General features: G+C 49.5%; 16 protein-coding genes. 2 read left to right on the top strand and 14 right to left on the bottom strand.

The window, feature by feature from the left end; genetic code table 11:
- Positions 1-203: 203 nt before the first annotated feature.
- The 14 genes from F4X88_02350 to F4X88_02285 form a co-directional block, all read right to left on the bottom strand.
- Positions 204-686: a metallophosphoesterase gene (locus F4X88_02350; protein ID MYA55112.1), complete on the bottom strand. Its 483-nt coding sequence runs from the start codon at positions 684-686 to the stop codon at positions 204-206.
- A gap of 125 nt (positions 687-811) precedes the next feature.
- On the bottom strand, positions 812-1,129 hold the full coding sequence (locus tag F4X88_02345; protein MYA55111.1) for a hypothetical protein: 318 nt from the start codon (positions 1,127-1,129) through the stop codon (positions 812-814).
- A gap of 45 nt (positions 1,130-1,174) precedes the next feature.
- A complete protein-coding gene (locus tag F4X88_02340; protein MYA55110.1) occupies positions 1,175-2,026 on the bottom strand; it encodes a hypothetical protein in 852 nt (283 codons plus the stop codon).
- Positions 2,027-2,051: 25 nt separating this feature from the next.
- Entirely contained in the window at positions 2,052-2,282 is a 231-nt protein-coding gene (locus tag F4X88_02335) for a hypothetical protein (GenBank protein MYA55109.1), read from the bottom strand.
- A gap of 19 nt (positions 2,283-2,301) precedes the next feature.
- Positions 2,302-3,126: a sugar phosphate isomerase/epimerase gene (locus F4X88_02330; GenBank protein MYA55108.1), complete on the bottom strand. Its 825-nt coding sequence runs from the start codon at positions 3,124-3,126 to the stop codon at positions 2,302-2,304.
- 41 nt (positions 3,127-3,167) lie between these two features.
- Positions 3,168-4,319 (bottom strand): site-specific DNA-methyltransferase, encoded by a 1,152-nt coding sequence (locus tag F4X88_02325; GenBank protein ID MYA55107.1) that lies wholly within the window; start codon positions 4,317-4,319, stop codon positions 3,168-3,170.
- 32 nt (positions 4,320-4,351) lie between these two features.
- A complete protein-coding gene (locus F4X88_02320; GenBank protein MYA55106.1) occupies positions 4,352-5,038 on the bottom strand; it encodes a hypothetical protein in 687 nt (228 codons plus the stop codon).
- 62 nt (positions 5,039-5,100) lie between these two features.
- The gene (locus tag F4X88_02315; GenBank protein ID MYA55105.1) at positions 5,101-5,820 is read right to left on the bottom strand and encodes an alpha/beta fold hydrolase; all 720 of its coding nucleotides are present in this window, start codon (positions 5,818-5,820) and stop codon (positions 5,101-5,103) included.
- A 168-nt stretch (positions 5,821-5,988) separates the two neighbouring features.
- Entirely contained in the window at positions 5,989-8,286 is a 2,298-nt protein-coding gene (locus tag F4X88_02310) for a xanthine dehydrogenase family protein molybdopterin-binding subunit (GenBank protein ID MYA55104.1), read from the bottom strand.
- Positions 8,287-8,418: 132 nt separating this feature from the next.
- Complete coding sequence (locus tag F4X88_02305; protein MYA55103.1) at positions 8,419-8,898, bottom strand: (2Fe-2S)-binding protein; 480 nt, start codon at positions 8,896-8,898, stop codon at positions 8,419-8,421.
- 131 nt (positions 8,899-9,029) lie between these two features.
- Positions 9,030-9,875 carry a xanthine dehydrogenase family protein subunit M gene (locus tag F4X88_02300; protein ID MYA55102.1) on the bottom strand — a complete coding sequence of 282 codons (846 nt, stop codon included), beginning with the start codon at positions 9,873-9,875 and terminating at the stop codon, positions 9,030-9,032.
- A gap of 254 nt (positions 9,876-10,129) precedes the next feature.
- Positions 10,130-11,374: a Gfo/Idh/MocA family oxidoreductase gene (locus F4X88_02295; protein ID MYA55101.1), complete on the bottom strand. Its 1,245-nt coding sequence runs from the start codon at positions 11,372-11,374 to the stop codon at positions 10,130-10,132.
- A 113-nt stretch (positions 11,375-11,487) separates the two neighbouring features.
- Complete coding sequence (locus F4X88_02290) at positions 11,488-12,072, bottom strand: hypothetical protein (GenBank protein ID MYA55100.1); 585 nt, start codon at positions 12,070-12,072, stop codon at positions 11,488-11,490.
- Positions 12,073-12,263: 191 nt separating this feature from the next.
- On the bottom strand, positions 12,264-13,346 hold the full coding sequence (locus tag F4X88_02285; GenBank protein ID MYA55099.1) for a sigma-54-dependent Fis family transcriptional regulator: 1,083 nt from the start codon (positions 13,344-13,346) through the stop codon (positions 12,264-12,266).
- 594 nt (positions 13,347-13,940) lie between these two features.
- On the opposite strand from F4X88_02285, the gene F4X88_02280 reads away from it, so the two are divergent.
- Positions 13,941-14,258: a hypothetical protein gene (locus F4X88_02280; GenBank protein MYA55098.1), complete on the top strand. Its 318-nt coding sequence runs from the start codon at positions 13,941-13,943 to the stop codon at positions 14,256-14,258.
- Positions 14,259-14,330: 72 nt separating this feature from the next.
- Positions 14,331-14,795 carry a hypothetical protein gene (locus F4X88_02275; protein MYA55097.1) on the top strand — a complete coding sequence of 155 codons (465 nt, stop codon included), beginning with the start codon at positions 14,331-14,333 and terminating at the stop codon, positions 14,793-14,795.
- Positions 14,796-14,811: the final 16 nt, after the last annotated feature.

The following is a 14,811-nucleotide window of genomic DNA, read 5'->3' as shown; positions in this document are numbered from 1 at the left end:
CTTAGAACCCCCAGCGACATACACCACAAAAAACTTGTGGGTAACAGTAAGACCTAAAGGATGGGGTCTCCAGTCCGTATTTTAGATGATTCTCAGACCAGACAAGGCACTGTTGCTTGGGTTCAGATGGGTGCAAGTTTTCCAGCACCTCTCCGCTCGGTAGCGTAAACAGATCCCTGTATCTCACCTTTTCCACACCATCCCTACAACTCATGAATTGTCGCCTCAAGCGTTTCGAGATCGACGACGGCAACCGTTGCCTTTCCCGTCGTCCAACCCCCAGTCTCACCGGGATTGAGGAGGAGTGTTTTTCCCTTTTGGATGTCTATCTGGTGGGTGTGTCCGTAGACGACGATGTCGTAATCGCCACTTTTGGCAATCGGGATGGCGAGTTCGGGATAGTGCATCACGGCGATGTTTCTGTCGCCGAGCGATACACTCGCAAGATTGGGATGTATCTCACCGATTTCCTCAAACCGTTGCGCAACGATGACACGCTCACCGTCATTGTTTCCAAAGACACCGACAACGCGGCAGTTTAGATCGGCTAACGGCGCAACAGCAAACGGAGCGATGAAATCGCCTGCATGGACGACCAAGTCTACGCCGATTTCATTGAAGAGTGCGACAGCACGTTCGACATTTGGAATGTTGTCGTGGCTGTCAGACATTACACCAATTTTCATGTTTCTAGTTTTCCTTGTGGTTCGGTCAGGTAGATTCGGTTAACAAAATTGATCGACGTATATCCGCCTGCGCCGTTGTTGCAGGCTACCGTCCTTAGGGTTAAGAAAAAGAAACGTCAAAATTTCTACACCCAATAAAAGCGGAGCGAAAACCTGCACGTAAGCGTAGCGGAGCACAGAGCGAAAACCCAATAATTAAAAGGATTCTGCGAATGGACGAGCATGTCCGACTTCGGGAGTCCTGCTTCTTGTGCTTCCACCAAGACAATCGGTGTGAGGCCTCTACCGAATAATCCTCGGTCAACGGCTTCATATCCTGCTCCAAACATTCCCAGACTCGCGAGGAGTGCCCCCTTGCCTATTTTGGCAAGAAAATCCCGTCTTGAGTCAGTAACAGTTTTAAGCTCACCTGTAGAATTGGATTTGTACAGTGTTTTTTCCATGATTGTGGTCTGTTTTTTTATTTTTACAAAGCACTGCCAAAAAAATCAGGTAACCGACTCAAACAATCCTACATTGGGTTCACCGCGATAGAGGACCACGCGATACTGCAACTTCAAGGTTTCATCGGAGGCAAGATGGAGCGGCTCGTAGTAAACGAGTGAAGGATGGATTAAACAGTAATTCTCTCGGTTGCGTACCCACCACGTCGTCGGATACCGAGGATTATCGGGATGATCGACGATAGCAACCCCATAAGTTCCGTCGTCAGTGGGATGTTGCGAAGTGAAACTGCACCAACGGCTCTGTTCGCCGAAGATGTCCGTCGGTTCAGTGCGTCCATCGGCATCCAACAGGTGCCCCGGTGTGATGATATTGTCAAATCGGATCGCCATACCGCTGTAGAATCTGCCGTCTGCTCCGGGTTCACCGCGTCGCAGATCCAAAACGACCTCTCGCTCGTTCGGACGCAACGTCAATGACACGGAAATCTGCATCGTATCCGCTGTCGGTGGATGAACGGTTATCTCTCGTTCCTCGGTTAGATGCGTCGTGCCTTGCCAATCTATCCATGCGTTTTCCGTCGTTAAACTCGCGCTGTCGGCATCTGCACTTTGTGAAACAATCCGCTGATGGACAATTTTACCGAAGCCCATTGGATCGCTACCGGGTGCAGGTTGTTCCCAAAAATTGACTTCGTTCACCTTTTTCCACGCGACCCATAGACCTTGATGGTGGACATGGTCACCGGGTTCATTCATCGTGAGGGGTGGGGCACCGGGTAGATTTAGGGGGTGGCAAAAGGGACGGTTGCCGTCTTCAGGAAAATGGTAACCCAAGACCTTTTGTCCGTCCCAAGCAATAGTTAAACTGTGTTGTGTTTGTGAGAATGAGAACATATTTTTATCCGTAATATTGTTGGTTTCATAACCGATTCAAATTCATTGGTTCGGCTTTTCCTTCGGCGATTTCCTGTTTTGCCTGACGAGCAGCTGCGACGAGTTGCTCTTGCGTCCTGTTGAAGGAAACTTCCCAACGAAGTTCATCCTCTAACTCAGCAATATACTCACGCAAATGCTCTACAATTTGATTTTGCAAGGCTTCAGGCAGCGTCTCCATCATTTGGGTAATTGTAGCAATAGCATTAGAAGCCATCCTTAGGATCCTCCCAGTCCTAATTAAGGTAAGGGTTCACGACTTCGCGTTCAATCGCCAAGCCTTCCCATTCGTCGTCTCCGGGTCCGTCGTAGATGAGGGTATGGGGTCCAGCGAAACCGGCTTTCTGAGCGAGATCAAGGCATTGGACGTAATCTTCCTTGTCCATCTCACGCGGTGCTGCGAAATGTGCTTTGGTATGACACGATTCTGCCCACGCGGCGATCGCGGCGAGATCTTTATACTTTGTATCACCACGCCAGTTCCCGAAATCAAGACAGAGTCCCACCTTACCGTCCAACCTGCTTAAGATTGTGTTGACGTTTTCGGGCGTAGAGAGGATAGAGAACCAGTTCTCGCTCATCAAACGAATACCCGCGGTGTCCGCCCGTTCGGTGAGTTGCGCGAGGACATCTCGACTCTGTGCCACGGTTTCTGGGGATGGATCGGCTTTACCGCCAATGACGCGTGCACACGTCGCACCGAGTTCGCCAGCAATATCGATCCATTTCTCAATCCATGCGATGTCGCGTGCTGCGTCAGAGGGATGGGTGATGTCGCCATCGTCAATCAGTAGAGAGAAAAGCTCAACGTCCGCAGCTGCGAGGGCAGCACGAAGTTCAGCAAGATAGGTTTTCTCGACAGAGGGCAGATGGAAATGGCAAATCTCCAAGGTGTTAATGCCGAATTCGGCGACACGTGCGGGTAATTCCAAGAGTGGAATAGGTCCCTTGTTATGGGTTTCAATTGGGATTTGCATGCCGTGCGCGGGTCCGGTGAATCCGGGTTTTCCGAGTTGTCGATGCAAACTCCATGTTGAGACTGAAAGTCGAGGTGCTGACATAATTAATTTCTCCAAAGTTTGCGATAAAGCTTTGAAATTTTTCAACCTTTTTTCAAAATAACAATTCGATTGCTGTTTGTGCCCTTCTTATTATTGGAGACCCCCCAGCAATTCGCTGTTTTCGTGAAATGTTGCGCGTTAATCATGAGCATTTCAGGGACAAGTCCCACGTCAAGCGATGCTTTGACAACGGCATTTTCTAAAAAGACCGTTCCATTACGAACCTCTCCAACTTCAAAAGCTATCCGTCCACCACGTTTCAAAACCCTATAGAGCTCTGCTAAGACGTCTGTCATCCGAGCGACCCAATCCTCCAGCGATTTCAGTTGCCAAATTTTGCCTTGTTCGATCTTTATACCACAAAACCACATCCGTAACCAGTTGTCTTGCATATAGTCAATCGTATCAAGGAAGGGTGGTGAAGTGACAACCAAGTCAACCGATGCATCTACTATTTGGGGAGTATTATCGGCGGATTCGGTCAGAAGTATAGCGTCATCCCCCCGAAAACAGTCTGGCAGGCTGTGCCGCAATAATTGCTTAGATTTTCGAAGTATGAGTTCCTTCGTGTTCCGATATTCGGGGACCTGATTCCGTTTCTCATTGATTTTCCGCTGTGCCACAATTGAGGTCGCTAGATTCGGAGGAAGGGTGAAAACCGAAAAAAAACCGGTAGAATGCCCTGTCAAACGGCTACAGGCGACCATTTGCAACCATGCATCCACAGAGTCAAAGCGTTCCTGTTGGAAATACGTCCGCCAGCCGTAAATCTCTCGGAGTGTATCTTCGTGAAAAAATACGAGTAACTCTGTGTCGACTTCTGCATCAGTGGAGAGATGAATGTCGTGTAATCGCGCTTCGATCTGTTCCAATGTCGGGGGGTTCAGACGCGGTGCGGTGAGAATTTGCGCCAAGGGATTAATATCATTGCCGAAGACACGATGCCCGTGCAGTTGTGCTTCTATCAGTGTTGTCCCACGCCCCATAAACGGATCGTAAACGACAGCCTCTGTTTTGCAGAACTCCTTGACGAAATATTCGGGTAACTGCGGTTTGTAACACGCTCGATAGGACACTTCGTGCAGGGAATGTCCAGCGCGCTGTTTTGATGTCCAAAATTCGTCTACACGGGTAGGGAGGTGAACTGTGTAATCGCTGGGTCTATTGAAATCAACAGCTAACTGCATTGCCATAAAGATATTCCCTTTCGCAAGAAAATCGTGGACTAAAATGTTTTACTGTAGTGATCTCCATCTGCTAAGATCTTGTGGCTCACAGAAACTTCAAGCCTGACATTCACAGCCGTTGTCGGTTCAAGAAAATCTAACCGAATTGTGTTAATTGTAACGAAATCCTCGTCGTCTTGCTTGGAATAAAGCACCGTTAAAAGAAGGTGGTAAATAGGCGCAGAGAATTGGGCGCGGAGCTTCTTGGATGAAGAAACTAGCACACGTCGGTTGGAATCCTTTTCGTTCCAATCACCCGTCGCTTTCATTTCCAGTGGCATTTGAAGCCTCGGCGTATCCTGAATCAGTATTTGATCCGGGTAACCGCTACCACGACATTTAGAAATTGAAAAATCCAAGAGACTGCTATTAAGTTTGGGAACGGTATATTTCTCTATTTCATTTCCAATTTTTTGGTTTGAGGCTCCAGGGGATACAGAACAAACAGAACCTTTCACTGAAGATTCCGAAACAGCGTTTTCAAATGCAGATACGATTGTATTACGTAATTCTTGTGGCCATTGATGAATAAGCTCATGCTCTTGTTGACCCGCCTCTGAAATAGTATTTTCGGATACTGGTGCAACTGCCTCACGCAATTCCTGAGACCACTGCTGCCCAAGCTGATCGGACTGTTGTTCTTCCCAATTTAGCAAATCTCTGAAAAAATCTCTGAGGCTTGCCATAAAATTCCCTCCAAACTCGGTATCTTCTCACTCCAGTCCTTACATATTATCAGAGCAGTCAATTACAGGTTCTGGCAAATCCACGCGACGACTTTTTCCACCATAACTGCGGTCCCATCCTCAGAAAAGACGTGGTCCACGCCCGGCAGTTCGAGGAGTTCTGTATCTTCGTTTGCGTGCTGTAGGATGTCGTGGCTATCTTCAGGTGGAACGATATCGTCCTCAGTGCCGTGAACCAACAGCCATGGAACCGAAAATTTACTCGCGTTTTTTGCGACACTGTCTATCGTTGCCATATCATCTACATAGGCTTGTGAGAGCGGACAGTCGGGTTCATCCCACATAAAGCCCGCATCGGGTGTGGCATCACCGAATTCACGTTCTGCAAACGCTTTCGTGTGCACCATCCCCGCAAGTGAAACCAACAGTTGGATGCGTTTATCGGTGGAAGTACGCAGGACACCCACCGCACCCCCCATGCTGTGCCCGACGTAGCAGACATTGTACCCATCAAGTGCGTCAATGACGCTTCCGAGGTCTGCCACCTCTTTTGTAATAGTGGAATCCGTAAAGGCACCCTCCGATTCACCGTTACCGGAGAAGGAGAAACGCAGCGCAGAGATGCCAGCATCCGCGAGTCCCTCTGCCAAAGCGATGAGTGCAGGTCTGTCCTTGTTGCCGGTGACGCCGTGTCCAATCACCACAATTCTGTCGCCTTCACCTTCGTGGAAGGTATAATCAAGGCGTTCACCGTGTTCGTTTCTAATTTCCTTTTTTCTAATTTTCCTTGCGGTTCGATCAGGCAACTTGTATAAACGACGCGCCTTTTCGTAAATCCGCCCTCCATTTCATTACGGGCTACGCGTTGGTCAACCCTCGCTGGCAAGGTTTTATGGATAGAGCGATACCAAAAGGATCGCCCTATCCAGTCCGGTCAATCTCACAGATATTTAGTGTCCGTTGCTTTTTAAGGCTTGGACAACCTTCTCTGGCTTGATCGGTAATTCGGTAACCCGCACACCGATAGCATCTTTGACGGCGTTTGCCATCGTTGCCAATGTTGGCGTGATAGGAGGTTCACCAACACCCTTGGCGCCATAGGGACCATTGGGTGCGGGCACTTCAACAATGACAGACTCGACCGTCGGGAGGTCTGCTGAGGTTGGGACGCGGTAATCGACAAAGCCGGGATTAACGTTACCGTTTTCGCCGTACTGCATCTCTTCCATCATTGCCCACGCGTAACCTTGGACTGTGCCCCCTTCGATTTGCCCTTCAACAGCCATCGGGTTAATGGCGTAGCCGACATCTTGCGAAGCGACGAGTTTGAGGACTCTCGTTCTGCCGGTGTCCGGGTCTACTTCGACTTTCGCAATCTGCGCTGCGAGCGCGGGTGTGCTGGGTTGTCGAGCGAAGGAACCTTTTCCAACGATAGGTCCCCCGGTTGTGGACAAGCTATACGCCGCAAGCTCACCTAACGAAATGGATTTCGGCGGATCTGCGGAGACAACATGGACAGCGCCCTCTTTGAGTTCAAGGTTGTCTACATTCATATTGAGTCGCTCTGAGGCGAGTTCAAGAATCCGTTGGTGAGCGTCTTCCGCTGCCAACTTTGCAGTGTTACCCATTGTGAAGGTGACAACACTTCCACCGGAACCGGTAGAATACGGGGCGGAATCTGTATCACCGCGTCGAATCGTGACACTTTCATACGGCACTGTCAGGATCTCGGCAATAATTTGTGAAATCACGGTATCCGTTCCAGTGATGTCCATAGATCCATGGAAGATACGGACACTCCCGTCTTCATGGACAGACACATAAACGCCTCCGGGTCCACAACCGTTTGTCCAATCACCAACAGCGACGCCCCACCCTTGGTTCTCCTCGGCTTCCCGACCCCACCAGCCAGCGGCATCCGCGACGGCTTCCAAAGTCTCTTTGTAACCCACTTTGGGTTCGTTTGCCCCTGCGGGGACAGGATCACCTTCCTCGCGCATGTTCATCAGACGGAATTTAACGGGATCCATGCCGATACGTTCAGCGATTTCGTCGAGTTGGGATTCACCTGCGAAAATCGCTTGTGGGGCACCGGGTGCCCTGTAAGCAGCAGTCCCAGATTTGTTGGTGTGAACCCCATAAGCGTCTACCTTGAGATTCGGGATTTTGTAGACCCCGCGCACTCGAATCGTGCTACCGATAGATGCGCCGGAGACGGAACCGGAATCCCAAAAAGCGAGTGCTTCCCGTGCCAGGATATGCCCCTCGTTCGTCGCACCTGTCTTGATTTTAATAACACATCCGGGTGCCGGTCTACCATCAATGAATTCCTCTTCACGCGTCATCTGGACACGGACGGGACGCCCCGTTTTCTGTGAAAGTAGCACGGCGGGAATATGTGTAATAATAACCCCAAAACGTCCACCAAAACCACCGCCCATTGTTGTGCCGATGACATTAATTTGCGTCAATGGGATACCGAGTGTCCCAGCGATACCGGAACGGATAGCGAATGGACCTTGCGTGGATGCCCAGACAGTGATTTTGCCGGATGAGTCTGCGCTGGCGACGGAGACGTGCGGTTCCATGTAAGTTTGGTGGACCCGCGGAATCACATAGGTATCTTCAACGACGATATCAGATTCAGCAAACCCTTTCTCAACATCACCCGCTTCGGAGTGGCTTTCGGCAGAGATGTTGTAGTAAACTTCATCAGGATATTCCTCTAACGCTGCCTCAAGTCTGCTGATTTCGTCGCTGTGATCGTTCTCTTTATCGCGAGAGAGTCTCCGGATCTGTGTGCTGATTCCCCGTCGATTGGGACCATCCTTTGTCGCGTCACCGTGCAAGCGGGGTGCTGATGGCTGAATCGATTCCATAACATCTTGCACAACCGGTAGCACTTCGTATTCGATTTTAACGAGTTCAGCGGCTTCCTCAGCAACATCGGGATCGGTTGCCGCAACCGCAGCAAGCGGTTCACCCAAGTAAAGCACTTTGTCAGTCGCGAAAACTCTCCGACCGCTCGGCACGTCGTCTTGCGTAACAATCGCCCTGACACCGGGAAGTTTTTCGGCTTCGCTGGTGTCGATGCTGCGTATGTTGGCATGGGCATGTTTACTGCGGACGATTTTGCCGTAGAGCATACCGGGTGGATGCACATCTGCCCCGTATTGGGCAGCACCGGTTACCTTTTCAACAGCATCAACGCGTGCCACCTTTTGTCCGACAACAGTATATTCTGACATTTCATTCTCCCTTCGTAGTAGTTTTCAGTTTTCAGTGGTCAGTTACCGTTTCGTGGCAGTAACAAGGTTATCCCCGCCAGAAGGGGTATCTTAACTGAGAACCGATAACCGATAACTGATGACCGATAACTTTTATGCAGATGTTCGAACTTCTTCCGCTGCTTTCAGAACTGCTTCAAGAATCTTTGTGTATCCGGTGCAACGGCAGATATTCCCGCCGAGTGCATACCTGAATTCTTCTTCGGACCTCTCCGGATTTTCGTCTAAGAGTGCCTTCGCTGCCATGATGAAACCGGGGGTACAGAAACCACACTGATAGCCGCCTGTGTTAATAAACGCCTGTTGGACAGGATGAAGTTCACCGTCACTGGCTAAACCTTCGATAGTGGTAATCTCTTTTTCAGAAACGGTGACACCGAGCACCATGCAGGATGTGACGGCTTTACCATCAACAATAACGGTGCAGGCACCACAGTCGCCTGTACTACATCCCTCTTTGGTTCCCGTCAAACCGATCGTATCGCGAAGCACAGCCAATAGGGTTTTGCGTGGCTCAATGAGTAAATCGTATTCGTCCCCGTTAACCTTTAGACTGACAGGATGTTTTGCCATATCTTTTCTCCTTTTTTAATTTTACCTTGCGGTTAAACAACATGGACTAAGACTGTAATATTATCTTCCCGGGAGTCGCCTGTGCCGTTGTTGCAGGCTCCTGATTCCCAATTGCTAACCGCTAATTCGATTTATGCCCTCGCGACCGCCTCTTGTAAGGTTCGCCTCGTAAGAACATCGACCATTTCTTTGCGATGTTCCGCGGAGCATCGTAGATCGGATATCGGACTGGCGGCAGCCGCCGCGGCTGCACCAGCTTGTTGCAGAAGTTCCGCTGTCAGTTCGTTTCCTCTTAAAAGATTCTCTGCCGCCGTCGCACGAATCGGCGTAGGCGCGACAGCTGCGAGACCGATTCGGGCATCTGTGATCGTCCCGTTATCCAGATTAACAGCGGCGGCAACCCCGATGAACGCCAGATCCATCACTTCACGGATTTTATGCTTGATGTAGTGGGAACCAGACGCTGGGCTCGGTAAACGGAAACGTGTGATAATCTCCCCGGGTGCTAAGACAGTTTGTCCCGGACCCGTGAAAAGCTCGTCAATTGCCACACTCCGCTCGCCATCCGCACTTGCGATGTCAACCTGTGCATCAGCGACCAGCAAACCGGCAACGGTATCTGCAGCAGGAGACGCGTGTGCAATATTTCCACCGATAGTTGCGAGGTTACGGATCTGGATAGAACCGATTTCCGAGGCACCTTCTGCCAGCGCGGTGTGGTGATTCTGAATATCTGCCGATAATTCGACCTCCCGCACCTTCGTCATCGCACCGATGTTAATACCGTCGCCCTCAGTCGTAATGCCGTCCAATCCCGGAATTTTCTGCAAACTAATCACAGACTGCGGCGTTTCGGTGAGTGCCTTCATACCGATGACGAGGTCTGTTCCACCCGCAAGGAGCTGCGCGTGCTCCTGAGCGAATAGCCGCGATGCCTCCGCGAGGGTGGTCGGTTCAAAAAACTCAAAACCTTTCAAATTTAATCCTCCATTTTTAATTATTCCTTACGGTTCGATTTTTTAATTATTCCTTGCGGTTCGATGAAGTGGGTTTGGGCATGAATGCCTCTCTCCGTATATCCGTCCTCCACTACGCTACGGACTACGCTTGATAAACTAACAAAGAAAAGTTGACGATATGTATATGTTCCCTGACACCCAAGGACACCCTTTATTTAAAGGATATCCGATTGAAGGGTACTTTGTCAACCTTAAATTCGCTGAATGTGTCCCTATGGAATGTGCCAACCCGGTATCGGTTCTGCGCGGAGTCCTTCCAATTCATAAAGTTCTTCTACGCTGACCTCGCGACCGAGTTTCGCAGATAAGAGCGCGCCACTCATAATCTCTGTAACCTTCAGACCGACATCCCCATTACTGACAGGTTGGGCATCACTGTTACAGGCATCAAGGAAATCACGGAACTTATCGGGGAAGGCCCCATCTGTTAACTCCAACGGCGTTTCGACAAGATTGCCCTGATAACGTCTGCGATTGCCCTGATCATCGGTATCCCACTCCCCCTTTTCAAGGAAGAGCGTATCGTTGCTAAACGAACCTTTAGAGCCGAAAATGAAGATGCCTTGTGGTTGACCCGCCATATTGCTCGACCAGCCGTTTTCATACGTGAACGACATTCCATTCGTAAATCGGACAAACACCGAGGCGTGTTCCTCGACATCATTGATCTCTTCGCCTGTGTATTCGGGGAGCATCCCACGATAGGCGATACCGCTAATTGTGGCGGGCTGCGGTGAACCGAGGAGATAGAGAGAACGATTGATGAGATAGACACCTGTGTCATATATGGTGCCGCCACCGCTGTAAACGGAATGGAGGAACCATTTACCGTAACCGAACATATCCACATTCGGTCTGCCACGGACACGGTAGCTGGTGAGTCTGCCGTAATAGACATCACCGAGTTTCCCAGAGGTGACATAGTCCCGAATGGCGTAACTTGTCGGATCCAGGCATGTGCCACCGCTCTGGTATGCGAGTTTAACGCCAGCGGCATCACAGGCATCCCGCATATTCCGTGCCTCTGTTGCTGTCCGCGCCATCGGCTTTTCGCAGAAGACGTGCTTTCCGGCTTGTGCTGCTGCGACTGTAGCGGGTTCATGGACAAACGGCGGTAGGGCAAGACTGACAGCGTCTAAATCACACTCCCTTAACATTTCGTTGTAATCGCTAAAGATTTTGACACCGTTATTCGCGTATTCTGACCAGCGTGCAGCGTCTGTGTTGAATTGCTCGCGTGCTTCCGCTGTATCCGCCTTTTCTGCGTCGGCTTTTGCGACTTCGGCGCGCGAGGCTGCCCCGGAAAGGACTTCCGCATGTCGCCGTTTCACATTCGCTTCCACCGTATCGCAAACAGCAACGATTTCGGCGTGCTGTGGATGGTCAAGATATCCGTTGACATGCGAACCGGCTACCATACCGCATCCAATAATCCCGATTTTAATCCGTTTTGACATTATAATACTCCTTGATAGCAAGACTCTCGACAGCAAGCCTTTGTTTGCGTGCTGAGTACACGAAATCTGCCACTTTCCAACGTAAGGGATTAACAACGATTACGAAATTGTGTCTACAGTGAACCCGATGGCGAACTTCCAGCCCCTACTTTGACGTGTGTATCCGCTAACTGCGTTTCCACGTGCGCAATGCACTCCTGCAGGTTCTGAAACGGAGAACTCGGATAGGATTCAATGCTAAAATTCAGGTCGTTCTCACCGAAAGTTACCATATCCACGCCGGGTTTAGCGAATTTGCTGACGTTAATCACAGCATCAACAGATTCGATCTGTAAGATGAGAATACCGGTGTTGTTCCACCACTCGGCGTATTCAAGGCGGTCCAAGCCCTGTTTTATGCCGTAAGCACCGCTGGGCCCCCAACTCCGTTTTCCCATCTGAGGATAGTAGAAGAAATCAATTGCTTCGTCCACCGTTTCAACGCTCTCGACCTGTGGTACAACAATAGCAAGGGGACCCAAATCCAATAGATTCCCTATGAGATACGCGTTGCGCGTATGTTTGATACGCAGTTGGACGCCGACATCGAATTCGCTCGCCATCGCACAATATTCGACGAGTTCGTCTTCATTTGCGGGTCCATGTTGATGGTCAACACTGACTAAATCGTAGTTGCCTTGACCGAGAACGGCTTCCATCTCGTCGCGGGTGCAACCGAACGGGACACCAGATGCGATGTGAATCGCTTCTTTATTATGGATGCGTTGTTTTAAAGACACTGGGATGATCTCCTTGGGACTCAACTAAATTGTGATGTCCATTATAGGGGTTTTGAGATTTTTGTCAATTGCTTTTTGAGAATGGAAACAGGTCCAAGAAATACCGTTGCCTACAACTTCGGTTCCGCTGCATAACTGTTTAACTTGTTATACAAAGAACTCAGGCTAATGCCCAAAGCCTTCGCAGTCTTTGTCCGATTTCCATCAAAACGGACTAACGTTTGCAGAATCCAGAACTTTTCGACTTCCTTCAACGTCAATCCGAGAGGGAGGTCTATTATGTCTTGCGTCCAAAGGGCGGGGATTTCTACTGCTGAATGCCCCCCTTCTCTGTTGAAGTTTTGAATTTCCATAGGGAGATGCTTCGGCAGGATAGCATCTGTTTTGCCAAAAAGGCAGACGTAAAAAATAGTGTTTTCTAATTCGCGTATATTCCCAGGCCAGGGATAGCTGTAGAGAAGTTTTAGGGTACTGGATGCTATCTTCACCGGTGAAGGACTTCGGTCCTGAGCATGCTTTTGCAGAAAGTGCTCTGTTAAGAGACGGATATCTTCTCGCCGTCCTCGCAAGGGTGGCAGCGAGAGAGAAACGATCTTCAACCGATAATAGAGGTCTTCGCGGAAAGTGCCCTCTTTAACGGCGTGCTGCAGGTCCCGGTTGGTCGCCGCGACGACTCGAAAATCTACGGAAATCGGCTTCGTGCCGCCGATGCGTTGAATCTTCCGATCCTGAAGTGTCCGTAGTAACTTCGGCTGGAGAGCGAGCGGCATCTCCCCTATTTCATCAAGGAAGATCGTGCTCCGGCGCGCCCTTTCAAACTGACCGATGTGTTGCTCCGTGGCCCCGGTGAACGCTCCTTTTTCATGTCCAAAGAGTTCACTCTCCAATAAATTTTCCGGTATCGCCGCGCAGTTAACGACGACCATCTCCTTTGCTGAACGCGGGCTGTTTTGGTGTATGGCGTGCGCGATCAACTCTTTACCGGTTCCGGTTTCCCCTTGAATCAGCACCGTCGCATTCGTATCCGCAACAACTTCTACTTTTTCAAGGACTTCAATGATCTGTGGACTCTCGCCGAGGATAGCCGTATACTCCCCGTGTAAGCCGTCCCGAGCCCGACCGTTTCGGGTTCCAGTCGCTTCCGTACCCCGATACCTTGAATCTACTGCATTTTCTGTCGTGCTGTTTTTCATGGCATTTCTCCTCTCTAATTTTAGTCGTGTCTGATTTTGTTGATTCTAACACATGCTTAGAATATGTCAAGCGGAATATGGCGCGTATCAAGGTTTAATGTGACGGATATTCCAAAATTTAGAGGGAAACCCTCCAAAATTTAGAAAATTTCCAAATTTTGGAATATTGATAAATGCCTTGATCCCTGTAACAACGTGGATTTTTAAATTGGCACGATAATTGCTATTATTGCTATCATGGAAGGTGCCCCGAAGATGGTAGGAACACCCTTCGGCGCGGTGCATCTGCCATAACGGGTCTATGACAGTGCTAACACATTGTAGCATAAATTTTGTTGTGTGAAACATTGACATTAGCACCTTATACAACGTGAGTTTGAAAAAGATTGAACAGTGCTGGTATCTTGTAAACGGAGGCTGGATTTCGCGTATTTACCCCTACCCCCCGCAAGCGGTGGGGAAATGCTATGAGGGGTGCTTTCCTGCTAATTATCAAACTCACGTTATACAGGAACAAGAGGATTGCCGAGAACATCAAAGTTCTCCGTTTTGCGTTTCCAAAGCAACCCACGATAAAAATAGGAGAAAACTCTTATGAAAAAGTCCTTGTCTCGAATCATTGCTATTGTCTGTGTCCTCATCGTCGGGGGTATCGGGCTATTTTCACTTACGTTCAGAACACAAGCGCACCCCAAACGCCTAGACTACCGGCATACAACGTATAATTGTTATGCAATCAATGGTGAATGGGCAGAGTTTTGTATGAGTTACTCAGACTCGGGGTCCCGGGCGGTGTGGCCGTGGGCTGGTCACCAAAACGAGGATGGGCCGCACCAACCTCACGATGTCGAGTCAAATACCCATTCTTATGACACAGAAAACTACAGTCGCTCAAGTTGTAATGACTGCTAAGTGTGTTTGATTTTTACCTGATGCAGGAGACAGAGGGCTCCTGCATCATATTTCATTCAGAGGAGAAGTCCGATGAAAAAAATATGGATAGGTGCTATTCTCTCTGTCGCTTTTGTTTGCAGCGTTTTGGTCTACACGTCGTGGGAGAACCGAAGGTTTGTGGACTCCTTGCCCACCCCGCCAAAAGTTGAATCCGTTTTTGAGACAGTTACGCATTTTCATGAGGGCGATCATCAGGAAAGGTATCCGCCTTCTCATGATATTCCGATACCGGCAACACCCTCAGATACTGTTGTTTTACCCCTTGCTGAAGAAAACACATCTACGGTCCCGACGTCTGAAGGACCCACCCGGCGAGTTGATGACGAGAGGCAAACCGAGTCTGTCGAACAAAGTCCCGCGGCGTGGCAAAACGATGACGAACATCAACCGACCCGTCCTCCGTTTGCAAAGAAAATCACGCGGATTGAGGATATGGATCCAGATGAATTGGTAGATATAACCCAAGTTGCTATTGTTCTCCAAAGAGTTGTTTAATGCTTGTAGCGATGAT

The sequence above is a fragment of the Candidatus Poribacteria bacterium genome (genome assembly GCA_009839745.1).
Lineage (GTDB): Bacteria > Poribacteria > WGA-4E > WGA-4E > WGA-3G > WGA-3G.
The sequence above is the reverse complement of the archived record's forward strand: the minus strand, read 5'-3'. Positions and strand labels throughout refer to the sequence as shown.